The 24,613-nt window shown below is 71.6% G+C and carries 23 protein-coding genes; 5 read left to right on the forward strand and 18 right to left on the reverse strand.

Annotated elements, in window-relative coordinates:
• Positions 1-181: 181 nt before the first annotated feature.
• The 12 genes from pstB to mshD form a co-directional block, all read right to left on the reverse strand.
• Entirely contained in the window at positions 182-958 is a 777-nt protein-coding gene (gene pstB / locus ACH4RC_RS35550) for a phosphate ABC transporter ATP-binding protein PstB (RefSeq protein ID WP_398208203.1), read from the reverse strand.
• A gap of 73 nt (positions 959-1,031) precedes the next feature.
• Positions 1,032-2,108 carry a phosphate ABC transporter permease PstA gene (gene pstA, locus ACH4RC_RS35555; RefSeq protein ID WP_398208204.1) on the reverse strand — a complete coding sequence of 359 codons (1,077 nt, stop codon included), beginning with the start codon at positions 2,106-2,108 and terminating at the stop codon, positions 1,032-1,034.
• Positions 2,105-3,112: a phosphate ABC transporter permease subunit PstC gene (gene pstC / locus ACH4RC_RS35560; RefSeq protein WP_398208206.1), complete on the reverse strand. Its 1,008-nt coding sequence runs from the start codon at positions 3,110-3,112 to the stop codon at positions 2,105-2,107. The genes pstA and pstC overlap by 4 nt, the downstream gene beginning before the upstream one ends.
• Before the next feature lie 114 nt (positions 3,113-3,226).
• The gene (pstS, locus tag ACH4RC_RS35565; protein ID WP_398208208.1) at positions 3,227-4,363 is read right to left on the reverse strand and encodes a phosphate ABC transporter substrate-binding protein PstS; all 1,137 of its coding nucleotides are present in this window, start codon (positions 4,361-4,363) and stop codon (positions 3,227-3,229) included.
• A 220-nt stretch (positions 4,364-4,583) separates the two neighbouring features.
• Complete coding sequence (locus ACH4RC_RS35570; protein WP_398208209.1) at positions 4,584-5,048, reverse strand: NUDIX hydrolase; 465 nt, start codon at positions 5,046-5,048, stop codon at positions 4,584-4,586.
• Positions 5,018-6,010 carry a CHAD domain-containing protein gene (locus ACH4RC_RS35575; RefSeq protein ID WP_398208211.1) on the reverse strand — a complete coding sequence of 331 codons (993 nt, stop codon included), beginning with the start codon at positions 6,008-6,010 and terminating at the stop codon, positions 5,018-5,020. The genes ACH4RC_RS35570 and ACH4RC_RS35575 overlap by 31 nt, the downstream gene beginning before the upstream one ends.
• Complete coding sequence (locus ACH4RC_RS35580; RefSeq protein WP_398208212.1) at positions 5,991-8,384, reverse strand: RNA degradosome polyphosphate kinase; 2,394 nt, start codon at positions 8,382-8,384, stop codon at positions 5,991-5,993. The genes ACH4RC_RS35575 and ACH4RC_RS35580 overlap by 20 nt, the downstream gene beginning before the upstream one ends.
• 186 nt (positions 8,385-8,570) lie before the next feature.
• The gene (locus tag ACH4RC_RS35585) at positions 8,571-9,512 is read right to left on the reverse strand and encodes a hypothetical protein (protein ID WP_398208213.1); all 942 of its coding nucleotides are present in this window, start codon (positions 9,510-9,512) and stop codon (positions 8,571-8,573) included.
• Entirely contained in the window at positions 9,509-10,492 is a 984-nt protein-coding gene (locus tag ACH4RC_RS35590; RefSeq protein WP_398208215.1) for a hypothetical protein, read from the reverse strand. Before ACH4RC_RS35590 ends, ACH4RC_RS35585 begins: the two co-directional genes overlap by 4 nt.
• On the reverse strand, positions 10,489-11,391 hold the full coding sequence (locus ACH4RC_RS35595; protein WP_398208217.1) for an ABC transporter ATP-binding protein: 903 nt from the start codon (positions 11,389-11,391) through the stop codon (positions 10,489-10,491). The genes ACH4RC_RS35590 and ACH4RC_RS35595 overlap by 4 nt, the downstream gene beginning before the upstream one ends.
• Positions 11,388-11,789 carry a GntR family transcriptional regulator gene (locus tag ACH4RC_RS35600; protein ID WP_398208397.1) on the reverse strand — a complete coding sequence of 134 codons (402 nt, stop codon included), beginning with the start codon at positions 11,787-11,789 and terminating at the stop codon, positions 11,388-11,390. The genes ACH4RC_RS35595 and ACH4RC_RS35600 overlap by 4 nt, the downstream gene beginning before the upstream one ends.
• 246 nt (positions 11,790-12,035) lie before the next feature.
• The gene (mshD, locus tag ACH4RC_RS35605) at positions 12,036-12,971 is read right to left on the reverse strand and encodes a mycothiol synthase (protein WP_398208219.1); all 936 of its coding nucleotides are present in this window, start codon (positions 12,969-12,971) and stop codon (positions 12,036-12,038) included.
• A 155-nt stretch (positions 12,972-13,126) separates the two neighbouring features.
• Between mshD and ACH4RC_RS35610 the strand changes: the two genes are divergently transcribed.
• Positions 13,127-14,983, forward strand: a complete 1,857-nt coding sequence (locus ACH4RC_RS35610) for a bifunctional metallophosphatase/5'-nucleotidase (RefSeq protein ID WP_398208221.1) — start codon at positions 13,127-13,129, stop codon at positions 14,981-14,983.
• 199 nt (positions 14,984-15,182) lie between these two features.
• The gene (locus ACH4RC_RS35615) at positions 15,183-16,295 is read left to right on the forward strand and encodes a DUF2993 domain-containing protein (protein WP_398208223.1); all 1,113 of its coding nucleotides are present in this window, start codon (positions 15,183-15,185) and stop codon (positions 16,293-16,295) included.
• A 9-nt stretch (positions 16,296-16,304) separates the two neighbouring features.
• Here ACH4RC_RS35615 and ACH4RC_RS35620 read toward each other — a convergent pair whose 3' ends face one another.
• The 6 genes from ACH4RC_RS35620 to ACH4RC_RS35645 all read right to left on the reverse strand — a co-directional run bounded on the left by ACH4RC_RS35620 (position 16,305) and on the right by ACH4RC_RS35645 (position 21,756).
• Positions 16,305-17,726, reverse strand: a complete 1,422-nt coding sequence (locus tag ACH4RC_RS35620; protein WP_398208225.1) for an ATP-binding protein — start codon at positions 17,724-17,726, stop codon at positions 16,305-16,307.
• Positions 17,723-18,457 (reverse strand): response regulator transcription factor, encoded by a 735-nt coding sequence (locus ACH4RC_RS35625; RefSeq protein ID WP_398208227.1) that lies wholly within the window; start codon positions 18,455-18,457, stop codon positions 17,723-17,725. The genes ACH4RC_RS35620 and ACH4RC_RS35625 overlap by 4 nt, the downstream gene beginning before the upstream one ends.
• A gap of 43 nt (positions 18,458-18,500) precedes the next feature.
• Positions 18,501-18,677 carry a hypothetical protein gene (locus tag ACH4RC_RS35630; RefSeq protein WP_398208229.1) on the reverse strand — a complete coding sequence of 59 codons (177 nt, stop codon included), beginning with the start codon at positions 18,675-18,677 and terminating at the stop codon, positions 18,501-18,503.
• 26 nt (positions 18,678-18,703) lie between these two features.
• On the reverse strand, positions 18,704-19,798 hold the full coding sequence (locus tag ACH4RC_RS35635; protein WP_398208231.1) for a S1C family serine protease: 1,095 nt from the start codon (positions 19,796-19,798) through the stop codon (positions 18,704-18,706).
• Between the two features lie 96 nt (positions 19,799-19,894).
• Positions 19,895-20,917, reverse strand: coding sequence for a LacI family DNA-binding transcriptional regulator (locus ACH4RC_RS35640; RefSeq protein ID WP_398208233.1), 1,023 nt, complete (start codon positions 20,915-20,917; stop codon positions 19,895-19,897).
• Between the two features lie 53 nt (positions 20,918-20,970).
• Positions 20,971-21,756 (reverse strand): winged-helix domain-containing protein, encoded by a 786-nt coding sequence (locus ACH4RC_RS35645; protein WP_398208235.1) that lies wholly within the window; start codon positions 21,754-21,756, stop codon positions 20,971-20,973.
• 292 nt (positions 21,757-22,048) lie between these two features.
• On the opposite strand from ACH4RC_RS35645, the gene ACH4RC_RS35650 reads away from it, so the two are divergent.
• The 3 genes from ACH4RC_RS35650 to ACH4RC_RS35660 are packed head-to-tail and all read left to right on the forward strand — an operon-like array spanning position 22,049 to position 24,267.
• Positions 22,049-22,801 carry an alpha/beta hydrolase gene (locus ACH4RC_RS35650; RefSeq protein WP_398208237.1) on the forward strand — a complete coding sequence of 251 codons (753 nt, stop codon included), beginning with the start codon at positions 22,049-22,051 and terminating at the stop codon, positions 22,799-22,801.
• 35 nt (positions 22,802-22,836) lie between these two features.
• Positions 22,837-23,091, forward strand: coding sequence for a MoaD/ThiS family protein (locus tag ACH4RC_RS35655; protein ID WP_398208239.1), 255 nt, complete (start codon positions 22,837-22,839; stop codon positions 23,089-23,091).
• 6 nt (positions 23,092-23,097) lie between these two features.
• On the forward strand, positions 23,098-24,267 hold the full coding sequence (locus ACH4RC_RS35660; protein WP_398208241.1) for a hypothetical protein: 1,170 nt from the start codon (positions 23,098-23,100) through the stop codon (positions 24,265-24,267).
• The last annotated feature ends 346 nt before the right edge of the window (positions 24,268-24,613 follow it).

Here is a 24,613-nt window from a genome sequence, read left to right on the forward strand (position 1 = left end):
GGACGCGTCCGCGGCTTTCGTCGTGGCTGGTCGCGCAGTTCCCCGCGCCCCTGAGCGGCGCTGATCCCCAGCCCCTCGTAATGGGGGAGAGCCCGCCCCCCTACCGGGGGCGGGCTCTCGGGCCTCGTGGCGGCACCGCCATGCAGCGCCACGAGGAGTCCGGGTCAAAGGCGGCCGGCCTCTAGCCGAAGCGGCCCGAGATGTAGTCCTCCGTCGCCTGGACCGACGGGTTGGAGAAGATGCGTTCCGTCTCGTCGATCTCGATGAGCTTGCCGGGCTGGCCGACCGCCGCGAGGTTGAAGAAGGCGGTGCGGTCCGAGACGCGGGCCGCCTGCTGCATGTTGTGCGTCACGATGACGATCGTGAACTGCTCCTTCAGCTCGCCGATCAGGTCCTCGATGGCGAGGGTCGAGATCGGGTCGAGCGCCGAGCAGGGCTCGTCCATCAGGAGCACGTCCGGCTGGACCGCGATGGCGCGGGCGATGCACAGACGCTGCTGCTGACCGCCGGAGAGGCCCGAGCCGGGCTTGTTCAGGCGGTCCTTGACCTCGTTCCAGAGGTTGGCGCCCTTGAGGGACTTCTCCACGACGTCGTTCAGCTCGGACTTCTTGTAGGAGCCGTTGAGCTTCAGGCCCGCCGCCACGTTGTCGTAGATCGACATCGTGGGGAAGGGGTTGGGGCGCTGGAAGACCATGCCGACGGTGCGGCGCACGGCGACCGGGTCGACGTGGGAGCCGTAGAGGTCCTCGTCGTCCAGGAGCACCTTGCCCTCGACGCGGCCGCCGGGGGTGACCTCGTGCATGCGGTTGAGGGTGCGCAGGAAGGTCGACTTGCCGCAGCCGGACGGGCCGATGAAGGCCGTCACGGAGCGGGGCTCGACGGTCATCGAGATGTCGTCGATCGCCTTGTGGGATCCGTAGTAGGCGGTGAGTCCGCTTACGTCGATTCGCTTGGCCATGATGGGTTTCACTACTTCCGGGTCGAGTCGCTGAGGGGCGCGTGCGCTTGAGCGCGTGTGCGCGGTAGCCGCGTCAGCGGCTCGTCTGCGGGGCCTTCCAGCGGGCCACGCCGCGGGCCAGAAGGTTGAGGATCATGATGAAGGCGATGAGGACCAGGGCCGCGGCCCAGGCGCGGTCGTACGCCGCCTCGCTGCCGCCGCTGCTCGCGTACTGCTGGTAGATGTAGAGCGGCAGCGACGCCTGCGGTCCGTCGAACGGGTTGCCGTTGATCAGCGGGTTGCCGAAGACCAGGAGCAGCACCGGGGCCGTCTCGCCCGCGATACGGGCGACCGCCAGCATCACACCGGTCGTGATGCCGCCGATCGACGTCGGCAGGACGACCTTGAGGATGGTGCGCCACTTCGGGACGCCGAGGGCGAGCGAGGCCTCGCGCAGCTCGTTGGGTACGAGCTTGAGCATCTCCTCGGTGGAGCGGACCACGACCGGGATCATCAGGATGGAAAGCGCCATCGAGCCGGCGAAGCCGGAGAAGCCGAAGCCGAGGATCAGGATCCAGAAGCTGAGGATGAACAGGCCCGCGACGATCGAGGGGATGCCCGTCATGACGTCGACGAAGAAGGTGACCGCCTTGGCGAGCTTGCCGCGGCCGTACTCCACCAGATAGATCGCGGTCAGCAGACCGATCGGCACGGAGATCAGGGTGGCGAGGCCGACCTGCTCCAGGGTGCCGAGGATCGCGTGGTAGATGCCGCCGCCGGGCTGGTAGGCGGTGACGAAGCCCATCGAGTGCGACAGGAAGTAGAAGTCGAGGACCTTGATGCCGCGCTTGACCGTCTCGTAGACGAGGGAGGCCAGCGGCAGCACGGCCAGGATGAAGGCGACCCAGACGACGCTGGTCGCGGTCCTGTCCTTGGCCTGGCGCGCGCCCTCGACCTTGGCGGCGAGGCCGTAGGTGACGAGGACGAAGAGGATCGCTGCTATCAGGCCCCACTGGATGCGGCTGCTCAGGTCGGCCACCAGGCCGATCGCGCAGGCCGCGGCGATCGAGCCGAGGGCGATGGCCCAGGGCGACCAGCGCGGCAGGCGCGCGGCGGAGAGGGACGAGGGGCGCTTCGCGGGTGCGGGTGCGGGCGTCGTCGCGTGGCTCATGCGTTGGCCCCCGAGTACTCGCTGCGGCGGGCGATGATGAACCGGGCCGCGCCGTTGACCAGCAGGGTGATGACGAAGAGGACGAGGCCGGAGGCGATGAGGGCGTCGCGGCCCTGGTCGTTGGCCTCGGAGAACTTCGCGGCGATGTTCTGCGCGAAGGTGCCGCCGCCCGGGTCGAGCAGGCTGGCGTGGATCAGGAAGTCGGGGGAGAGGACCGTGGCGACGGCCATCGTCTCGCCGAGCGCGCGGCCGAGGCCGAGCATCGACGCGGAGATCACTCCGGAGCGGCCGAAGGGGATCACCGACATGCGGATGACCTCCCAGCGGGTGGCGCCGAGGGCGAGGGCCGCCTCCTGGTGCATCAGGGGGGCCTGCCGGAAGACCTCGCGGGAGACGTTGGTGATGATCGGCAGGATCATGATGGCGAGAAGGATGCCGACGGTGAGCAGGGTGCGCGGGGCGCCGCCCTGCCAGGAGAAGATCCCGGTCCAGCCGAAGTAGTCGTCGAGCCAGCTGAACACGCCGGTCATGTGCGGCACCAGGAAGAGGGCGCCCCACAGGCCGTAGACGATGGACGGCACGGCGGCGAGCAGGTCGATGACGTAGGCGATCGTGCCGCTGAGCTTCTTCGGCGCGTAGTGCGTCAGGAAGAGCGCGATGCCGACGGCGACGGGGACCGCGATCAGCATGGCGATCACCGAGGTGACGACCGTGCCGAAGGCGAGGACGGCGATGCCGAAGACGGGCGGGTCCGCGGTGGCGTTCCACTCGAAGGTGGTGAGGAAGTTGCCCTCGTTCTCCGAGAGGACCAGCGAGGCGCGGTAGGTGAGGAAGACCGCGATCGCGGCCATGATCACCAGGAGCAGGATGCCCGAGCCGCGCGAGAGACCGAGGAAGACCCGGTCGCCGGGGCGGGTGGCGCCGCGGGCGGCGGCCTTCTGCTCCGCTGGGGTGGGACGGTCGGAGGGCGCCGGTGGCGCGGGTGATTGCGTGGTTATGTCCATGGGGTTCTCCGGTCTGCGAAGCCCTTGCCGCTCACTGCGGTCGCGTACGGGCTTCTGGCGGCGGTGCACCGGACGGTGCGGGCCACCCGTTGGTGGGGGTGGCCCGCACGCGGGCTAGCTGATGCTGGCGACGGTCTCGCGGACCTTGGCGTTGATCTCCGTGGGGATCGGCGCGTAGCCCAGGTCGGCGAGGGCGGCCTGGCCCTCTTCGGAGGCCGTGTAGGTCAGGAAGGACTTGGTGGCGGCGAGGGTGTCGGGCTTGTTGCCCTTGTCGCAGACGATCTCGTACGTGACCAGGGTGATCGGGTAGGCGCCCTCGGCCTTGGTCGCGTAGTTCAGCTCCAGGGCGAGGTCCTTGCCGGTGCCGATGATCTTGGCGTCGGCGATCGCCTTGGAGGCGTTCTCCGTGGTGGCCTTGACCGGGGCGGCGGCGCCGGTCGCGATGTCGACCGTCTTCACGCCGTCCTTGGCGTAGGACAGCTCGAAGTAGGAGATGGCGCCGTCGGTCTGCTTGACCTGCTGGGCCAGGCCGGAGGAGCCCTGCGCGGACTGGCCGCCCTTGGCCTGCCAGGCCTTGCCGCCCTCGTACTTCCAGTCGCTCGCGGCGGTGGCCTTCAGGTACTTGGTGAAGTTGTCCGTGGTGCCGGACTCGTCCGAGCGGTGGTAGGCCTGGATCTTGGTGGAGGGCAGCTTCGCGCCGGGGTTGAGCTTGGCGATCGCCGGGTCGTTCCACTTGGTGATCTTCGAGTCGAAGATCTGCGCCAGCGTCTTGGCGTCCAGGACGAGGTTGTCGACGCCCGAGACGTTGTAGGCGACGGCGATCGGGCCGCCGACCATCGGGAGGTCGATGCCCTGGCCGGTCTTGCAGATCTTCTTCGAGGCGGTGACCTCTTCGGGCTTGAGCGCCGAGTCGGAGCCGGCGAAGGCGACCTGGCCCTGGTTGAACGCGGTGACACCGGCGCCGGAACCGTCGGGCTTGTAGTTGATCTGCACGTCGGAGCAGGCCTGCGCGTAGGCCTGGCGCCAGGCGTCGACCGCGTTGGCCTGGGCGGAGGATCCGATGCCGAGGAGCTGGCCCTTGGCGTCGTCGCACTTGATGTTCGAGCCGTCCGCCTTGGCGGAGGAGCTGGCGCCGCCGCCCGTGGTGTCGCCCGTGTCGTCGGAGCCGCACGCCGTGAGGGCCAGGGCGCCGGAGACGGCGAGAGCGCCGAGGGAGAGGGCGCGGAGCCGGTTCTTGCGCTGAAGCTTCACCTTCGGATGTTCCTTCCAGGAGCCGCCGGCCTCTTTGTCGTCTGTGGCGGCGTGCGGAGTCTGCGTACTTCTCGGGTTTCTCAATGAACGGTGAGCGGGTCCCTTGTCGCGGGAACTCACCGTGCACGGCCGAAATTAGGCAGATCAGGTGAAGTGACCGATGGCCGTGAATGAACGGAGGGTGAACCTAAGCGGGCGGTGTGGTTAGGTCACGGAGCGATTACGCCAGGTTGGTGTGGAGAGACGCCAGCAGAGCGTCCACGAGCTTGCGGTCGCGGGGCTCCGTCAGGCGGTTGCGGGCCGCCGCCGGAGGCAGCCACAGGACGCGGTCGACCTCGCGGTTCGGGGCGAACGTGCCCGACGTGGCCTCGGCCGCCCAGTACGCGACCGTCTTGGGCCGGCCCTGGACCATGTAACGGGCGGTGGGCAGCGTGGCTCCCGGGACGCACCCCTGGCCGGTTTCCTCCCGTACCTCGCGCAGCGCGCCGTCCAGCTCGCTCTCGCCGCGCTTCAGCTTGCCCTTGGGGTGCGACCAGTCGTCGTACTTGGGCCGGTGCACGAGGCAGATCTCCAGGCCGTCGTCGAACGGTGAGCGGCGCCACAGGACACAGCCCGCCGCGCGGATGGTGTGCGTGTCTTCGTGGGGGTGCACGGTCACGGGGTTCCCACTGTCTCTCGCTGCCATGCCTGTCCGAACGCGGTTCTGGCGGCCTCCACCTGATGGCGCTGGTCGGCGTGGAGCACGCCCAGTGCGTACGCCGTCGCGGGCGCGATGCGCGGGGTGCGGGCCGCCTGGGCGGCGGCCGCCGCGGCCTCGGCGGCGTCGCGGTGGGCGTTCAGGGCGTGCGCCGCCTCGTCGTCGATGGAGCGCGCGCCGGTCGCGGGGGCGCCGAGGGCGACCTCCTGCGCGTACCGGTGCAGGCGCAGGAGCAGCCGTACGTGGTGCCAGGGCGTGTCTGCGTCCGGGTTGTACGGGTGGCCGGTCGGGTGCAGGGCGGTGACCGCCTCGGTGAGCCGGGACTCGGCGGCCGTCGCGAGCTTCTTCAGCTCGGTGTCGGCGCCGCGCAGCGGGACCTCGCTGGCGAGCACGGCGACGTTGTCCGCGACCGCGTGGAAGCGGGACGAGCCGAGGGCGCCCAGCGCGGTGCTGTGGGCGCGCGTCTTGGCGAGGGTCAGCTGGCGGTCGAGCAGGGCGGCGGCCTTCGCGGCGCCGAGGGTCAGGGTCTCGCGGGCCGGGGGCGCTCCGGTGGTGTCCGCCCGTACGGCGGGGTGGTGGACGGCGGGGCGCGTGGTCACGGTGGTGAGCCGGTGCAGCGCCTCGTTCAGCCGCAGGAGGCGGTCCGCGCAGGCGTGCTCCTGCGCCAGGGTGCCCGACAGCCAGGCCAGTTCGGGCCGCAGCGCGTCGGACCAGTCGGCGTCCAGGAGCGGGCGGAACGTGTGCAGGGTGCCGCTGATCCGGCGGGCGGCGCGGCGCAGGGCGCGGGCCGCGTACGCCGTCTTCCCGGCCGTGTCGCTCTCGCGGTGCTGGCGCAGCGCCCGCAGGAACTCGGTCGCCTGGTCCCGCAGATAGGACGCGAGGGCCGAGTCGGCGGTGTCGTCGGCGGGCAGGGCCGCGGCCGGGACGGAATCAAGGTGTCGCTGTGCCACGCCGGCGCCTCCGGGCGTCTATGAGCATCTCCTGTACGTTGCGCAGGGGCCGCCCGTCCGCGTCGAGCGCGTGCCGGGTCCATTCGCCGTCCGGGCCCAGGTGCCAGGAGGCGGTGTTGTCGGACATCCCCGTCTCGAGCAGCCGGCTGAGGGCCGCCCGGTGGGCCGGGTCCTCGACGCGGACCAGGGCCTCGATGCGGCGGTCGAGGTTGCGGTGCATCATGTCGGCGCTGCCGATCCACACCTCGGGCTCGCCGCCGTTGCCGAAGGCGAAGACCCGGGAGTGCTCCAGGAAGCGGCCGAGGACCGAGCGGACCCGGATGTTCTCGGACAGGCCCGCGACGCCAGGGCGCACCGCGCAGATGCCGCGCACCCACACGTCGACCGGGACGCCTGCCTGCGACGCGCGGTAGAGCGCGTCGATGACGGCCTCGTCGACCATCGAGTTGACCTTGATGCGGACGTACGCGGGGCGGCCCGCGCGATGGTGCTGGACCTCCTTCTCGATCCGCGTGACCAGGCCCGTGCGCAGGGACCTGGGGGCGACGAGGAGGCGGCGGTAGGTCTCGCGGCGCGAATAGCCGGAGAGCCGGTTGAAGAGGTCCGAGAGGTCGGCCCCGACCTCCTGGTTGGCGGTGAGCAGCCCCAGGTCCTCGTAGAGGCGGGCGGTCTTGGGGTGGTAGTTGCCGGTGCCGACGTGCGAGTAGCGGACCAGCTGGTCGCCCTCCTGGCGCACGACGAGCGACAGCTTGCAGTGCGTCTTCAGACCGACGAGACCGTAGACGACATGGCAGCCGGACTCCTCCAGCTTGCGCGCCCATTTGATGTTGGCCTGCTCGTCGAAGCGGGCCTTGATCTCCACCAGGACGAGGACCTGCTTGCCCGCCTCCGCGGCGTCTATCAGCGCGTCCACGATCGGCGAGTCGCCGGACGTCCGGTACAGCGTCTGCTTGATGGCGAGCACGTCCGGGTCGTTCGCCGCCTGCTCCAGGAACGCCTGTACGGAGGTGGAGAAGCTGTCGTACGGGTGGTGGAGGAGGACGTCGTGGGTGCGCAGCGCCGCGAATATGTCGGGCGCGGACGATGACTCGACCTCGGCCAGATCGCGGTGGGTGCCCGCGACGAACTTCGGATACTTCAGCTCGGGCCGGTCCAGACCCGCTATCGAGAACAGCCCGGTCAGATCGAGTGGGCCGGGGAGCGGATACACCTCCGCCTCGCTGATCTTCAGCTCCCGCACCAGCAGGCTCAGTACCTCGGAGTCGATGGTCTCCTCGACCTCCAGGCGCACCGGCGGCCCGAAGCGGCGCCGCATCAGCTCCTTCTCCAGGGCCTGGAGAAGGTTCTCGGTGTCGTCCTCCTCCACCTCCAGGTCCTCGTTGCGGGTGAGGCGGAACATGTGGTGCTCCTCGACGGTCATGCCGGGGAACAGCTCCGCCAGGTGGCGCGGGGCGGCGATGACGTCCTCTATGGGGACGTAGCGCTGCGGGGACGCCTCCAGGAAGCGGGAGAGCAGCGGCGGGACCTTGACGCGGGCGAAGTGCCGATGGCCCGAGACCGGGTTGGAGACCACGACCGCGAGGTTGAGGGAGAGACCCGAGATGTACGGGAACGGGTGCGCGGGGTCGACCGCGAGGGGGGTGAGGACCGGGAAGATCTGCTGCATGAACAGCGTGTAGAGCCGGGCCTGTTCCTTCTCGGTCAGCTCGTTCCAGCGCACGACGTGGATGCCCTCGTCGGCCAGGGACGGGGCGACCTCGTCCTGGTAGCAGGCGGTGTGCCGCGCCATCAGCTCGCGCGACCGGTTCCAGATCAGCTCCAGGACCTCGCGGGGCTGGAGCCCGGAGGCGGAGCGGGTGGCCACGCCGGTCGCGATGCGGCGCTTGAGCCCCGCCACCCGGACCATGAAGAACTCGTCGAGGTTCGAGGCGAAGATCGCCAGGAAGTTGGCGCGCTCCAGGAGCGGGGTGTTCGGGTCCTCGGCCAGCTCGAGGACCCGCTCGTTGAACGCCAGCCAGCTGCGCTCGCGGTCCAGGAAACGGCCCTGCGGCAGGTCGGCGCCGGTCGCGTCCTGACCCGCGTACTCGTCCTCGTAGTCGTCCGGGTCCGCGTCGATGTCGGCGACGATCCCGGCGAGCTTCGCGGCCGTGCGGTCGTAGTCCGCGCCCGCCACGGGCTGCGGGCGGTGCGCGGCGAGAGAGCCCACGGACGGCTGCGGCGGCGCTGGAGTGGTCGGTTCCTGTGCGGCGTTCGACTGACTCGGCTGGCTCATGGCCCCATTCTTCCGCGCGGTGGCCCTTCCGGGCGCGACGTGGAGGCGGCCCAGCGGGGTGGGGCCCGGGGTTTTCGCGGGGTCGGGGGCGGGGCTCTGCATTCCGTGAGGGTTGCAAGGCGTTCTGAATCGCTGGTTACGGTGACATGACGTCCCGGGGGCGGGCACGGCGCGGACGGTTTTTTGTTCGAGGTGTCAATGCGGCGCCGCTGGGGCTGTGCGCTGACCTCCGGGTACCGGCCGGTGGCCCTTTCCCGCGCCGTTCCCCGCGCCCCTGGCGGGGCGGGGTCATGCGGCGACTCTTCTTCTCAGGGTGCGGTGGGTGAGGGTCACGGCCAGGGCGGTCAGGGCCAGCAGCAGCGCGGTCTCGGTGAGCTGGAGGGGCCAGAAATGGGAGGGCGGGTGGAACTCCGTGTAGAAGCCCGTGACGTTTCGCCCGGTGAGGCAAGCCTGGTCGGTGATGCACAGAGGGTCGGCGAGGTGTGCGCCGGACCTGGTGACCGCGCCCTGTTCGACGATCTCGCCGCTGAAACCGGTGTAACCCTGCTCGACCGAGCCCACGCGGGTCACGGTGGGCCACAGGCGCGGGTGCGCGAGCGAGACGGCCGCCGACAGGAAGGACGTCAGCACGAGGCCCAGGAACGCCCCGGGCAGGGCACGCCGCACCAGCAGCGCCCCGAGCGCGCCGCAGGCGAGGGCGGCCAGGGGCAGGGCCACCGCGGTCGGACCCAGGACGTGGAAGGCGCCGACGTACCACTGGTTGTCGTCGAGGCCGCTCGCCCGCGACGCGACCGCGTGGCGCAGGGCCACCAGGAGCCCGGTGCCGACGGTGACCAGCAGGGCCGGGACCGTGAGGCGGGTGGCGAGCCAGCGGCCGGGGGACACCGACTGGGTCCAGGCCAGCTGGGCGGTGCCGCGCTCCAGCTCGCGTCCGACCAGCACCCCGCCGGCGAACACCGCGACGGCCAGGGGCAGGAAGCTCAAGGAGAGGTCGACGGCCTCGAGGGCGCGGTGGTAGGTGTCCCGGGTCTGTCCGTGCGCGACGCAGTCGACCACCGGGCCTCCCCGGCAGGCTCCCTTCAGGCCGAGCCCGTTCGTGCCCGGCCCCCACAGCCACAGCAGCACGCCCGCCGCCACCGCCACGTAACCGATCCACAGCCACAGTGCGATCCGGTGCAGCCGGAGCACCGTCCAGGTCAGACCCCGGGTGCGGGGAAGTGCGAGGCTCATGCCGTGGCCCCCTCGGGCTGGGTGCGGCGCAGGACGAGGAACGCGGCCGCGACGGCGAGCACGGTGAGGCCGAGCAGGAGGCCCGTCTCGGTGAGCTGGCGGGGCCAGTAGTCCGGGGAGGGCAGGTAGTGCCGGGTGAAGCCGGTGACGTGGTGCTGAGCGAGGCACTTCAGGTCCTCGTAGCAGCCGGGGTCACCGATCTCCGCGCCGGTGGAGGTGATCGCCTTGCTGTGGACGGCCAGCTCGGGCTGCTGGTACCAGCCCTGGAACGGCCAGGAGTTGGAGCGCAGGGCTCCCGCCAGGTACTGGCCGGTCCCGGCGATCGCCAGCGCGGGCAGCGTACGGCGGACGAGCAGCGCGACAAGCACGCCGAACGCCAGGCCGAACAGCGCGTTGGCCACGGTCGCCGGGCCGATGGAGAAGGCGAAGTCGCGCGGGCCGATCCCGGCGACGAGGAGATGGCCGCGCGCGTCCCAGACCCCTTGGTAGAGGACGACGACCAGGGCGGTGCCGAGCGTGACGAAGAGGGCGGGCACGGCCAGCTTGGCGGCGAGCCAGCGCGCCGGGGAGACGGACTGCGTCCAGGCCAGCTGGGCGGTGCCGGACTCCAGCTCGCGTGCGATCAAGGGGCCCGCCGCGAACACGGCGACGGCGACCGCCGCGATCCGGGTCAGCGACAGCGGGTTGTAGAAGACGGCGTCGAAGGAGCCGAAGAGGGGGAGGGTGGAGGACAGCCCCTGGAAGGCGTCGTCCTGCGAACCGCTGTAGCCGAAGGCGTCGAACGCCTTTTGCGCGGCCGATGAACCCGGCCCCCAGAGCCACAGCAGCAGGCCGACGGTGATCACCAGGTAGCCGAGCCACATCCACAGGGCCGTGCGGTGCAACCGGAGCACCGTCCACACCAGGCCGTCGGGGCCGGGCAGGGTGCGTCGCGGCCCCCGCGCCCCGGTCCCGGGCCGCTCCAGGGTCGTCGTGCTCATGCGGACACCGCCGATCCGGTGGTGGCCGTGCGGGCGGTGGTGCCCGGGGTCAGCAGGGCCGGGGCGTCGGGCGCCCGGAGGTGGGCCAGGAGCAGTTCCTCCAGGGAGGGCTCCTGGATCTGCCAGCCGGCGTCGAGCGGGCCGTCGCGACGGATCAGGGCGGTGACGCCGCGGCCCGAGGCGCGGGACTCGACGACCGTGTGCCCGGACAGGTCGCCGCGCCCGGTGACGAGACTGTGCGCGTCCGTCAGGTCGTCTATGCCGCCACCGAGCCGGATCCGGCCGCCGCCCAGGAGTAGCAGGTGGTCGCAGGCGTCCGCCAGCTCGGCGACGATGTGCGAGGACATCAGGACGGTGGTGCCGTGCTCGGCGGCGTCCGCCATGAGCGTGCCCATCAGCTCGTGCCGGGCGAGCGGGTCCAGGTCGGCCATCGGCTCGTCCAGGAGCATCAGCTCGGGCCGCTTGCCGAGCGCCAGGGCGAGCGCGACGCGGGTGCGCTGGCCGCCGGAGAGCGAGCGGACCCGGGTCCGCGGGTCGAGGCCGCCCTGCTCGACGATCTTCGCTGCGTAGGCCGCGTCCCAGCGGCCGGGGTTCAGCTCGGCGCCCATCCGCAAGGTGTCCGCGACGGAGAGCTGGGGGTGCAGCGGCTTGTCCTGGGAGAGGTAGGCGACCTTCGCGCGTGCCTCGCCCGGGGCGCCGCCCAGGACCTCGATCCGGCCCGCGCTCTGCCGCAGCAGGCCCGCGGCGATCGCGAGGAGCGTGGACTTGCCCGCCCCGTTCGGTCCGACGAGTGCGCTGATCCGGCCCGTCGGCAGCCGGAACGAGCAGTCGTCGAGGGCGGCGGTGGAGCGCCGCCCGTACCGCTTGACGAGGCCGTTCGCCTCGATGGCCGTGCTCATGCAGTCCCCTTGGTGGTGCTGGTGGTGCCGAAGTGTGTGTCCAACGCGCTGGCGAACAGGGCGGCCACGTCCTCGCGGTCGAGCCCGGCCTCCCGCGCCCGTCTCGCCCAGTCGTCGAGCTCCGCCCGCAGCGGTGAGTCGGCCGGCGCGGACCCGAGGGATCTGCGCACGAAGGTGCCGAGGCCCCGGCGGGCCTCGACGAGTCCGGAACGCTCCAGTTCGCGGTAGGCCTTGAGTACGGTGTTCGGGTTGATGGCCGTCGCCTCCACCACCTCGCGGGCGGCGGGCAGCTTGTCGCCGGGTTCGAGCAGCCCCATCCGCAGCGCCTGCTCCGTCTGGTGGACGATCTGGAGGTAGGTGGCGACGCCGCTGTGACGGTCGATCCGGAACTCGATCACGTACTCGCGCGAGGGCGTGCCCGTCGCCGTGTCCCTGCCCGTGCCCACCGCCGTGTCCCTGCCCCTGCCCGTCGCCGTGTCTCTCGCCGTGTCTCTCGCCGTGTCTTTCGCCGCGCCCCTCGCCATGTCCCCCGTCATGTCCTCGGCCACCGGTGTACCCCCCTTTCACTAATCAAGTAGTGAAAGGGTGATGCAAAAGAGGGGGTGACGTCAAGCGACGTCACCCCCACGGGTAAAAGGTGCTGGTCAGGACTCCGTGCGGTACATCAGGTCCGTCTCGTACGTACTGAACCCGAGCCGCTCGTACACGCTCACCGCCGCCTTGTTGTCGGCGTCGACGTAGAGCATGGCCGTCGGGAGCCCGGCCGAGGCCAGGTGGCGCAGGCCCGTCGTGGTCAGCGCCTTGCCGAGCCCGCCGCCCTGCTGACCCGGGGCGACGCCCACCACGTACACCTCCCCGAGCCGCTCCTCCGCGTGCACCTTCGTCCAGTGGAAGCCGGCCAGCTCGTCCCCCTTGAACGCGAGGAAGAAGCCCGCCGGGTCGAACCACGGCTCCCCCTTGCGGTCGTCGAGGTCGCGCTGGGTGAGGGAGCCCTGCTCGGGGTGGTGCGCGAACGCCGCCGCGTTCACCGCCAGCCAGGCCGCGTCGTCCTGCCCCGGCACGAACGTGCGGATGCGCACACCCGCGGGCAGCACCGGGTCGGGCAGGTCCAGGCCGGTCAGCGGGCGCCGCATCTGCCGCAGCTCGCGGAACAGGGACAGGCCGAGCACCTGCGCGAGGTGGCGCGCCGCGCCGTGCCCGCCGTGCGCCCACACCCGCAGCCGCTTCCCGGAGGCGGCGAGGAGCGCCGCACCGAGCGCCCGTCCGTGCCCGCGCCCGCGGAAACCGGGGTGCACGACCAGCTCGGCGGCCGGCGCCTCGACCGGGTCGGTGTCCTCCAGCTGCGCGTACCCGAGCAGCTCGCCGTCGACGGTGAGCAGCAGGTGGTGCACGCCCTCGCGCTCCCCGCCGCGCAGTTGCAGCCGCCCCTGCTCCGAGACGGCCTGCTGGCCGTCGGCGCGGGCGGCGTCCGTGAGCAGCGCGAGCACGGTGGCGGCCTGCGCGTCGGTCAGGGCGGAAAGGGTCTCGATCTGGCGTCCTGGGCGGGCCGGATCGCTGGTGGAGGCGGGGTCGGTGGTCATGGGGTCGAGGGTACGGCGGACCCGTGGCCAGATGGCGGCAACCAGCTCGTAACCAGCAACCCCCTGTTGCGCTACGCGCGTTGACTCTAGGCTTCCCGCTGTCACGCCGACCGCAGCAACTCCGGCACCAGTGCACTCCGGCCCCAGGGGGACGTATGCCCACATTCAGACCAGCTTCCGGTGCGGGCCCCCGCCCGGTCCGCCGCCGTGTCAAGGCCACGCTCGGCGCCGTCGCCACCCTCGCCACGGCCGGTGCCCTGATCGCCGCGCTCCCGGCGAACGCGGCCCACGGAGGCAACCACGGCGACCACGGCAAGCACGACCAGGGCCGCTACCAGGACGTCCAGCTGCTGTCCTTCAACGACCTCCACGGCAACCTGGAGCCGCCGACCGGATCGTCCGGACAGGTGACGGAGAAGCAGGCCGACGGCACGACGAAGCAGGTCGAGGCGGGTGGCGTCGAATACCTGGCCACGTCCCTGCGCACGGCCCGCAAGGGGCACCCGTACAGCGTCACGGCCGCCGCCGGTGACCTGATCGGCGCGAGCCCGCTGCTCTCCGGCCTCTTCCACGACGAGCCGACCGTCGAGGCGCTGAACAAGCTCGACCTGGACGTCACCGGCGTCGGCAACCACGAGTTCGACGAGGGCGCCACCGAACTGGCCCGCATCCAGAACGGCGGCTGCCACCCGGAGGACGGCTGCTACGAGAAGGGCCGCGAGTTCGAGGGCGCGGACTACCCCTACCTCGCGGCGAACGTCACGGACGAGAAGACCGGCAAGCCGGTCCTCAAGCCGTACTACGTCTGGAAGCACAAGGGCGTGAAGGTCGGCTTCATCGGCGTCACCCTCGAAGGCACGCCGAACATCGTGTCCGCGGACGGCGTCAAGGGCCTGAAGTTCCACGACGAGATCGAGACCGTCAACAAGTACGCGAAGATCCTCGACAAGCAGGGCGTGAAGTCGATCGTCGCCCTGATCCACGAAGGCGGGGTGCCGGCGTCGTCCTCGTACAACTACGACTGTGACGCCTCCGGCGCGGGCTCCGGCGTCTCGGGCCCGATCGTCGACATCGCCAAGGGCATCACGCCGAAGGTCGACGCGCTCGTCACCGGCCACACGCACAACGCGTACGTGTGCACGATCCCGGACCCGGCCGGCAACCCGCGCATGGTCACCTCGGCGTCGTCCTACGGCAAGCTCTACACGGACACCGCGCTGACCTACGACCGTCGCACCAAGGACATCGTGCGGACCTCCGTGAAGTCCTCGAAGTCGGCGAAGTCGGTCAACCACGTCGTGACCCGCACCCAGCCCAAGGCGCCGGACATGACCGCGCTGATCGGCCGCTGGAACAAGCTCGCCGCGCCCGTCTCGAACCAGGCCGTCGGCTACATCTCCGGTGACATCCCGGGCCGTGGCGCCGGTACGCCGGAGGAGCCGCTCGGCGACCTCATCGCGGACGCGCAGCTCGCCCACGCCAAGACCCTCGACCCGAAGGCGTCCGTGGCGCTGATGAACCCGGGCGGCGTCCGCTCCGACCTCGTCTTCAAGGCGAGCGGCGGCGAGGGCGACGGCGTCGTGACGTACGGCGAGGCGTTCACCGTCCAGCCCTTCAGCAACACGGTCAACCTCGCCGACCTCACCGGCGCGCAGCTGATCGCCGCGCTCAAGGAGCAGGTCAGCGGCTCGAACGAGGCCTCGCCGAAGATCCTCCAGCCGTCGGCCGGGCTCACCTACACCCTCGACATGACCAAGTCGGGCGCCGCCCGCGTGGTCGTCGACTCGATCAGGCTGAACGGTGCGGCGATCGACCCCGCCGCCACCTACCGCGTCGCGATGAACAACTTCCTCGCGGGCGGCGGCGACGGCTTCGCGTCGCTCGGCCAGGGCAAGAACCCGCTGGTCGGCGCGGACGACCTGAAGGCGTTCAACGACTACCTGACCGCCAACTCCTCGGCCGCGAACCCGATCGCGCCGCCGAAGGCGGACCGGATCACGATCGTGAAGTAACCGGGTGGAGCGGGAGAACACGGGGTGGCCTACGGTGGACCGTGGGCCACCCGTCCGTTGGTGAAGGTTGCTTGCCGAGATGGTGGGGGTGTGTGGTGGAATCGCCCGATGCGTACCCCCCACCGCATAAATAACTACCGCAACCCGTACGAGGAGTTGGCCGCACTCGCCGACCCCCCCGGAGAACCCGCTCGACGAGGTGCTGGACGACGAGCCGCCCGCCACGGACGACGCCGACGACGCGTGGCGGCCGCCCGATCACGGGCGCGGACGCCGCCGCAACCGGTTCGCCGGGCTTTCGCTCGCCGTCAAGGGTGTGATCGCGGTCTGCGTCCTCACCGCGTTCCTCGTCCTCGCCGACCGCTGGGCCGTCCTCTACGCCGAGCACCGCGCCGCGCAACAGCTCAAGAAGGAGCTGAAGCTGACCGCGGCCCCCGAGGTCGAGATCGAGGGGTTCCCCTTCCTCACCCAGCTCGCCGACCGCCGCGTGGACGAGCTGAAGATCACCGTCCCCGACGTCGCCGCCGACCGCGTCACTCTCGCCGAGGTCTCGGCCACCGCCCACGACGTACGGATCGAGGGCTCGGGCCCTACCGACATCAGCGGCGCGTACGTCGACGCGATGCACGGCGAGGTACTGCTCAGCTTCGCCGACATGAACCGCGAGCTCGGCGCCTCGCAGGTCACCTTCACCGGGCACGGCAGCGACCGGGTGCTCGCCCGCGGCACCCTGCCCGTCGCCGGGCACGACGTGAAGGTCAGGGCCGACGCCACGATCCGCCGCCTCGGCGCCTCCGGCATCTCCACCGACATCGACGGCATGCGCCTCGACATCGGCGACCTCGCCACCTACCGCCCCGGCACCCGCGCCGACGAGGGCCTGCACCTCACCGCCGAGTCGGTGCGCCGGATCACCGAGGAGACGGACAAGGCCAAGCGGCTGCTCGCCATTCCGGCGATCGCCCACCGCGCCGGGGTGCCCGACTCGGCCGTCCGCCAGGCCCTGCGCGGCGACAAGAAGATCAGCGAGGTGACGGGCGCGCCCCGCTTCGTCCACAGCCTGATGAAGACGAACCTCATCGACATCGCCATCGACCACCCGTGGCTGCTCCAGAAGCTGGGCCTCGACCCGTCCCTCCTGAAGGGCTTGTCCCAGCTCACCCGCCCCCAGCTCGCCGACCGGCTCTCCCTCGCCTTCCGGCTGCCGAAACTGCCGGGCGACCACGGCTACGTACGCCTGCGCGACGTGCACGTGGAGAAGGACGGGATCCGGGTGGACCTGTCGGGGGCGGGTCTCACCGTGGGCCGCTGAGCGCCTGAGCTACGGGATCTCCGGTGGCGGCGTGGGCGCGCCGGGCAGCCGCACCGTCGCGACCGTCCCGCCGTCGTCCGCCGCCGCGAGCGCGACCTCGCCGCCGCTCGCCTCGACCGTCCGCGCCACGATCGACAGACCGAGCCCCGAACCGGGCAGCGCGCGAGCGGTCGGGGACCGCCAGAACCGGTCGAAGACGTACGGAAGTTCCTCGGCCGGGATACCGGGGCCGTGATCCCGCACGGTGAGCGTCCCGCGCATCAGGCGTACCTCGACCGTGCCCTTCTCCGGGCTGAACTTCACCGCGTTGTCCAGCAGGTTCACGATCGCCCGCTCGAGCGCCGCCGGTTCCGCGCGGACGTACCAGGGGGCCAGTTCGGCGTCGATGGTCAGTTCGGGGCCGCGCAGCCGGGCGCGTTCGACGGCGCTGCGGACGGTCTCGTGCAGGGAGACGACCTTGACGGGCCCTTCACCCGCGCTCAGCCCCGTCCGCGACAGCTCCTGCAAGTCCCCGATGAGCGCGGCCAGCTCCGTCATCTGCGCCTTCAACGACGCCATCAGCGCCTTGCGGTCGTCCGGGGGGATGGCGCGGCCCGTGGCCTCGCTGCGGGTGAGCAGTTCGACGTTGGTCCGCATCGAGGTGAGGGGCGTACGCAGTTCGTGCCCCGCGTCGGCGATGAGCTGCTGTTGCAGTTCGCGGGAGGAGGCGAGGGAGGCGGTCATCGAGTTGAACGACGCGGAGAGGCGGGCGATCTCGTCGTCCCCGTCGACCGGGATGCGGACGGTCAGGTCCTCGGTCCTGGCCACGTGCTCGACGGCGTCGGTGAGCTTGTCGACGGGCCGCAGCCCGGCACGGGCGATCCAGAGCCCGGCGGCGGTGGCACCGAGTACGCCGATGCCGCCGACGAGGAGGAGGACCCAGGCGAGGGTGGTGAGGGGCTTGGTGACCTCGTCGAGCGGCTTGGCGATGGAGACGGCGATGCCCTGGACCTGCTGGTTGCCGGGGCTTGAGGTGACGGGGACCGTCAGCACTCGCATGGCCTTGCCCTTGTCGTCATCCGTGGTGTGCAGGGCCCGGTCCGAGCTGCCGTCGGCCACGGCGAGGTCGGACGCCCGGGCGGAGATCGGCGTGTCGCCCCGTACGGTGCAGACGGTGCCGTCGGAGTTGATCACCTGGATCGTCGGTCCCGGGATGGCGCGCTGGCCCCCCGTGTCGGGGCAGTTCAGCAGGGGGATCGCCTGGCGGTTCTGGTTCAGCTGGCCGACCTGGCTGCGCAGCTCGTTGTCCATCTGGCCGTACAACTGACCCCGGGTGATGAACCAGCACGTCACCGCCACCGCGGCAACCGCCGCCGCGACCGCCACCGCCACCAGCAGCGCGAGCCGCGACCGCAACGCCATCCCCCGCACCCTGCGGAGCACCCCGTTCACTCGGCCCCGCCGGAGCGCAACACGTACCCCACACCCCGCACCGTGTGGACGAGCCGCGGCTCGCCCCCGGCCTCGGTCTTGCGCCGCAGGTACATCACGTAGACGTCGAGCGAGTTGGACGACGGCTCGAAGTCGAAGCCCCACACGGCCTTGAGGATCTGCTCACGGGTGAGGACCTGACGCGGATGGGCCAGGAACATCTCCAGGAGCGTGAACTCCGTACGGGTCAGGTCGACCGTCCGCTCGCCCCGGGTGACCTCCCGGGTCACCAGATCCATGCGCAGGTCGGCGAAGGAGAGAACGTCCGAGTCGTCGACAGCCCCGACCGCGGCGGACGCGTACCCGCTGCGCCGCAGCAGCGCGCGCACCCGCGCGAACAGCTCGTCGAGTTCGAACGGCTTGACCAGGTAGTCGTCGGCGCCCGCGTCGAGGCCGGTGACCCGGTCGCCGACGGTGTCGCGGGCGGTGAGCATGAGGATCGGGGTGGTGGACCCGGTGGCGCGGAGGCGGCGCGCGGCGGTGAGGCCGTCCATGCGCGGCATCTGGATGTCGAGGACGACGAGGTCGGGCTGGTAGGAGGCGGCCTTGTCCAGCGCGTCGGCGCCGTCGACGGCGACCTCGGTGGCATAGCCCTCGAAGGCGAGGGAGCGCTGGAGCGCCTCCCGCACCGCGGGCTCGTCGTCGACGATGAGGATGCGGTGCGGGTCGCGGTCGCCTTCGGCGGGGCTCATGGGTTGCGCTTCCTTAGAGGGAGGGGGCGGTCAGGGCCGTCTCTCAGCCTCGCACGGAGGCGCGTCGCCCGCGTACGGCGCGGCGCGTCGCCGTCGGCACCACTTCGGGCGCGCGGGTGACGGGCCGGTGCAGGGCGGAGACGACGGTGAGGGCGAGGGAGAGGTCGGCGGGGCCGGCGGTGGCGGCCCCTTCGGGGTGACGGACGGTACGGATGCTCATGGTGCGGGCCTTACGTGAGGGAACGGTCAGCTGTCGGCGCCCCCGGCGCGCAGCGTGTCGAGGTCGGCCTTGACGGTGTTGATCGGGATGGCGAAGCCGAGCCCGACGCTGCCCGCGCTGGAGGAGTCACCCGACGAACCGGAGGAGTCGGAGCTGGCGGAGTACATGGCCGAGTTGATGCCGATGATGTTGCCGTTCATGTCGATGAGGGCGCCGCCGGAGTTGCCGGGGTTGAGGGACGCGTCGGTCTGCAGCGCCTTGTACGTCGTCGTGGACGAGCCGGTGTCGCCGTTGAACTCGCGGCCGCCGAACTCGAACGGCCACTCCCCGGTGCCGCCGCCCTGCTGCTGTTGCTGCTGCTGGCCCTCGTCGGTGGAGACGGTGACGTCGCGGTTGAGCGCGGAGACGATACCGCTGGTGACGGTGCCGGTCAGGCCCTCGGGCGAGCCGATGGCGACGACCTGGTCGCCGACCGCGACGCCGGAGGAGTCGCCGAGCGTGGCGGCCTTCAGGCCGGAGGCGTTCTTCAGCTTGATGAGCGCGAGGTCCTTCTTGGCGTCGGTGCCGACGACCTCGGCGGTGTACGACTTGCCGTCGCTCGTCTCCACCTTGACGGAGGAGGCGCCGGAGATGACGTGGTTGTTGGTGAGGATCTCGCCGTCGCTGGTGAGGATGACGCCGGAGCCGGTGGAGGAGCCCGACGAGAGCGTGGCGCTGACCTCGACGATCGACGGGCTGACCGCCGTGGCGACCCCGGAGACGGTGCCCTTCTGGCTGCTCGGCACGACGGTGGTGCTGGTCGAGCTGGACGCCGTGGTGTCCGAGCCGCTCAGCTCCTGGAAGGCGTACGCGGTACCGCCGCCGACCGCGGCCGCCGCGACGGCGACGGCGGCGAGCAGCCCGACCGGGCCGCGCAGCCGCCTGCGCTTCTTCGGAGCGGCCGGCGTCTCCGGCGCCGGGGCCTGCTCGGGCCCGTACGTCGCGAACTGGGCGGTCCGACCCGGCTCGTACGACGGCTCGTACGACGGCGGGGGAGGGTAGGCGCTCCCCGAGTACGGGGACTGCTGCGGGGCGGTGCTGTCCTGCTGGTACTCGCCGCTGCGGCGGAAGCTCTCGGTCATGGGACAAGCGTGTGGCCCGTACATGAGAGCCGCCTGAGTGCGCCCTGAGAGTCCCGGCAGAACCCTGTTTGCCCGAAATAAAGACGGGCCCGGGGGTTACGCGCAGCCGCAGGACTGGCGGACGACCAGGCGCGACGGGAACAGCTTCAGGCGTTCGCGGCGCGAGCCCGCGACGCGCAGCGAGTCGTCGAGGACGAGGTCCACGGCGGCGCGCGCCATCGCCGAGCGGTCCGAGGCGACGGTGGTCAGCGGCGGGTCGGTGAGCCCCGCCTCCTTCACGTCGTCGAACCCGGCGACGGCCAGCCCGCCCGGCACGTCGATGCGCAGTTCGCGCGCGGCCCGCAGCACGCCGATGGCCTGGTCGTCGGTGGAGCAGAAGATGGCGGGCGGCCGGTCGGGCCCGGCGAGCAGCCCGAGCGCCACCTGGTACGCGTCGTAGCGGTTGTACGGGGCCTCGAACAGGCGGCCCTCGGTGGGCAGGCCCGCCTCCTGCATCGCGCGGCGCCACCCCTCCACGTGGTCGGAGACCGGGTCGCCGACGGACGGGGTGTCGGCGGTGCCGCCCAGGCACGCCACGTACGCGTTCCCGTGCTCCAGGAGGTGACGGGTGGCGAGCTGGGCGCCGCCCACGTCATCGGTGACGACGGCGACGTCGTCGATCGACTCGGGCCGCTCGTGCAGCAGCACCACGCGCGCGTCCCACGCCTCTATCTCGGCGGCGGCCAGATCGTTGAAGCCGTGCGAGACGAGGATCAGTCCTGACACCCGCATGCCGAGGAAGGCGCGCAGGTAGTGGACCTCGCGGTCGCCCACGTAGTCGGAGTTGCCGACGAGGACCATTTTTCCGCGCTCGGACGCCGCCTGTTCCACGGCGTGCGCCATCTCCGCGAAGAACGGCTGGCGCGCGTCCGGCACGATCATGCCTATGAGGTCGGTCCGCCGCGACGCCATGGCCTGGGCGACCCGGTCGGGCCGGTACCCCAGCTCCTTGATGGCGGCCTGTACGCGCTCGCGCGTGGCCGGGGCGACCGGCCGGGGTCCGTTGTTGATCACGTAGGACACGACGGCGGTCGAAGTACCCGCCAGTCGCGCCACGTCGTCCCGAGTCACCTTGGCCACGCGCGGAGTCTACGCGGATGGACCCCGCCGTGGGCAGGGCGTGCGCCCCCTTCTCACGCCTCGGCTGAAACGGCGGCGCGCTCGCTTTCTTCCGCGCCCGCCTCCGCCTTCTCGCCGGCGCCCGTCCCGGCCTCCTTCTCCGCCTTCTTCTCGGCCTTCTTCTCCGGTTTCTCCGGGGTCACGAAGCGGTAGCCCACGTTGCGCACGGTGCCGATGAGCGACTCGTGCTCGGGGCCGAGCTTGGCGCGCAGGCGCCGTACGTGGACGTCGACCGTGCGGGTGCCGCCGAAGTAGTCGTAGCCCCACACCTCCTGGAGCAGCTGCGCGCGCGTGAAGACGCGGCCGGGGTGCTGCGCCAGGTACTTCAGGAGCTCGAACTCCTTGAAGGTCAGGTCGAGGACGCGGCCCTTGAGCTTGGCGCTGTAGGTCGCCTCGTCCACGGAGAGGTCACCGTTGCGGATCTCCATGGGGGAGTCGTCGGCGACGATCTGCTGGCGGCCCATCGCGAGCCGGAGCCGGGCCTCGACCTCGGCCGGGCCCGCGGTGTCGAGGAGCACGTCGTCGATGCCCCAGTCGGCGGTGACGGCGGCGAGGCCGCCCTCCGTCACGACGAGGACGAGCGGACAGCCGGGGCCGGTGGAGCGCAGCAGCTGACAGAGGCTGCGGACCTGCGGGAGGTCGCGGCGGCCGTCGATGAGGATGACGTCGGCACCCGGGGTGTCGACGAGTGCGGGGCCCTCGGCGGGGGCGACCCGCACGTTGTGCAGCAGCAGGCCGAGCGCGGGGAGCACCTCCGTCGACGGCTGGAGGGCGTTGGTGAGGAGCAGCAAAGAGCTCATCGAGCCCCACCTACCTGGGTCGTCGTACGTTCGTGCACGGTTCGCTGGCCCATAACGTCTGGTTCCTCCTCGGTCCCTGCGAGGACGTTGCGGCACTGCTTCGTACTTGTTCGTGGTGGTGCTGGGGTGCTGCCGGGGTGGTGCTGAGGTGTGCTCCTGAAAGCACAAAAGGACCCGGGGGCTGCACTGCCCGAGTCCTCTGCACAGCACAATAGCCCACATGACTTGGGATCCGGCAGGTGAAGAGAGCGGATCTTCTGTGCGGCCGATCACTGAACGGACACGGCGCGTGATGCTGCGGACACCGGACGGCATCGCCGTCGAGGCGGCCTACGAGCCCGGTCCGGCGCCCGGCGCGGACCCCGTGATCGTGCTCGCGCACGGCTTCACAGGCGATCTGGAACGGCCGCACGTACGGCGCGCCGCGGCGGTGTTCGCCCAGCGTGCGGCCGTGATCACGTTCTCCTTCCGGGGCCACGGGCGCTCCGGCGGTCGGTCGACCGTGGGCGACCGCGAGGTGCTCGATCTCGCCGCGGTCGTCGAATGGGCGCGTTCGCTCGGCCACGCGCGCGTGGTGACGGTCGGGTTCTCGATGGGCGGTTCGGTCGTCCTCCGGCACGCCGCGTCGCACAGGGGGCGCACGGAAGCGCGCACTGACGCGGTCGTCGCGGTCAGCGCCCCCGCCCGCTGGTTCTACCGAGGTACGGCCCCGATGCGGCGGCTGCACTGGGTGGTGACCCGGCCCACGGGCCGCATGGTCGGCCGGCTCGGGCTCCGTACCCGTATCCATCCTTATGACTGGGACCCGGTGCCGCTGTCGCCGGTCGAGTCGGTCCCGCTGATCGCGCCGACGCCGCTGCTCGTCGTGCACGGCGACCGCGACCCGTACTTCCCCGTCGACCACCCCCGGATGCTCGCCGAGGCCGCGGACGGCGGCGCCGAGCTGTGGCTGGAGCCGGGCATGGGCCACGCGGAGCACGCGGCGAGCGACGCCCTGCTCGACCGGATCGGGGCGTGGGCGGCCGCCGCCGGTGCCGCACAATAGGACGCCGACCGCACACGAGGAGAGGAGCCGCCTCCATGGCTCAGGGCACGATCCGCTACTGGGCGGCGGCCAAAGCGGCCGCCGGCGTCGCCGAGGAACCGTACGACGCGGAGACCCTGGCCGCGGCGCTCGACGCCGCCCGCACGCGGCACCCCGGTGATCTCGTACGGGTGCTGCGGCGCTCCTCGTTCCTCATCGACGGGGATCCCGTGGGGACCCGCGGGCATGAGACGGTACGGCTTGCCGAGGGCGGCACGGTCGAGGTGCTCCCGCCGTTCGCAGGAGGGTGACACCGGATGAGCGACGACCAGCAGTATCCGCAGCAGCAGCACTATCCACAGCAGTACTCGCAGCAGCAGTACGCGCAGCAGCAGCAATACGCGCAGCGCCAGCAGTACGCCCAGCAGCAGTATGAGCAGCAGCAGCCCCAGTACGACCAGTACGGGCAGCCGTACGCGCAGCAGGCGCAGGCGTACGACGACGCGCCTGAGACGCAGCAGTGGCAGGGGCAGACCTGGGACACGCAGGTGCAGCCGCCTGTGCAGCCGTATCTGCCACCGCAGCAGCCGCAGCAGCAGGCTCAGCAGCAGGAGTGGGCGGGGTACGGAGCTGCGTCCCCGGCGTCCCCGGCGCCCGCCGCCCCCGCTTCCTCGGCCGAGCCCGAGCCCGAGCCGGAGTACGGTCCGCCCACCGTCACCGGCAACACCCGCGTCACCGACGCGCAGCGCGCCCGCGCCGAGGGCCGGTCGCCGGTGATCGAGCCCGGCATTCAGCCCGCCGCGCTGACGGCCGCGCTCGGCGTACTGCTCGCCGGTGGGGCTCTCGTCGGCTCATACGGGCTGCTCGTCCCGCTGCTGCTGCTCCAGGCGGTCACGGCCGCGGGCTGGTTCCGGCTGAACGGGATGTGGCCCGCCCGTCAGGGCATCGCCCTCGCCTTCCTCGGCGGGGTCGTCGCCGACATCGCGCTGCTCGCGGCCGGGCGGGAGCACGGGCCCGCCGCGATCCTCGGCACCCTCGGCGTCTGGGTCCTGCTCACCCTCGTCCTCCAGCTCCGCTCGCACGCCTCGCCCGACGAGCGCATGTACGGGCTGATGGCGACCGTCACCTCGGCGGCGCTGGCCGTCATCGCCACGGGGTGGCTCGCGGCGGAGCCGGACGCGGTGACCGTCGGGGCGGTCGCCGTGGCCGTCGTGATCGTGGCCCGCGCCCTGCCGTTGCCGACGCCCGCGTCCGTGGTGGTTGCGCTGCTCGCGGCCGCGGGGGCGGGGGTCGCCGCCGGGGGTGTGACGGATCTGGGGGCCGGTGGGGCACTGCTCGGGCTCGGCGCGGGTGTCTGCGCCCTGATCGGCCACCGGGTCGCCTCCTACGACTACCCGTCGCGGTTCGTCCACATGACAGCGGGCGTCGCGCTCCCGCTGGCCGCGGCTTCCCCGGCCGTCTACTTGCTGGGCCGAGCCCTGATCTGACCGCCCGTCCACGCCGCCGTCGTGGCCGGCCGCGCAGTTCCCCGCGCCCCATCGAGGCCCTTGGGACGGCGCCCGCAGTGCGCATCTCAGGGGCGCGGGGAACTGCGCGAGCAACCACGACGAAAGCCACACCCGATGACGGACGAGAGAATGCCGCACGCAGTGCGCACCCCAGGGGCGCGGGGAACTGCGCGACCAGCCACCACGAGAGCCGCGGCCGCCGATCCGCATCAGCCGATCCCGAACCCTCAGCTGATCGACAACTCCGCTACAACCTCGCCCGGCTCCGCCGGAGGCGATCGCGGCAACGTACCCTCGGCCCCGAGATCCACCCCGGCCGGGGGAC

The organism is Streptomyces sp. NPDC016845 (genome assembly GCF_044332585.1).
In the GTDB taxonomy this organism is placed as follows: domain Bacteria; phylum Actinomycetota; class Actinomycetes; order Streptomycetales; family Streptomycetaceae; genus Streptomyces.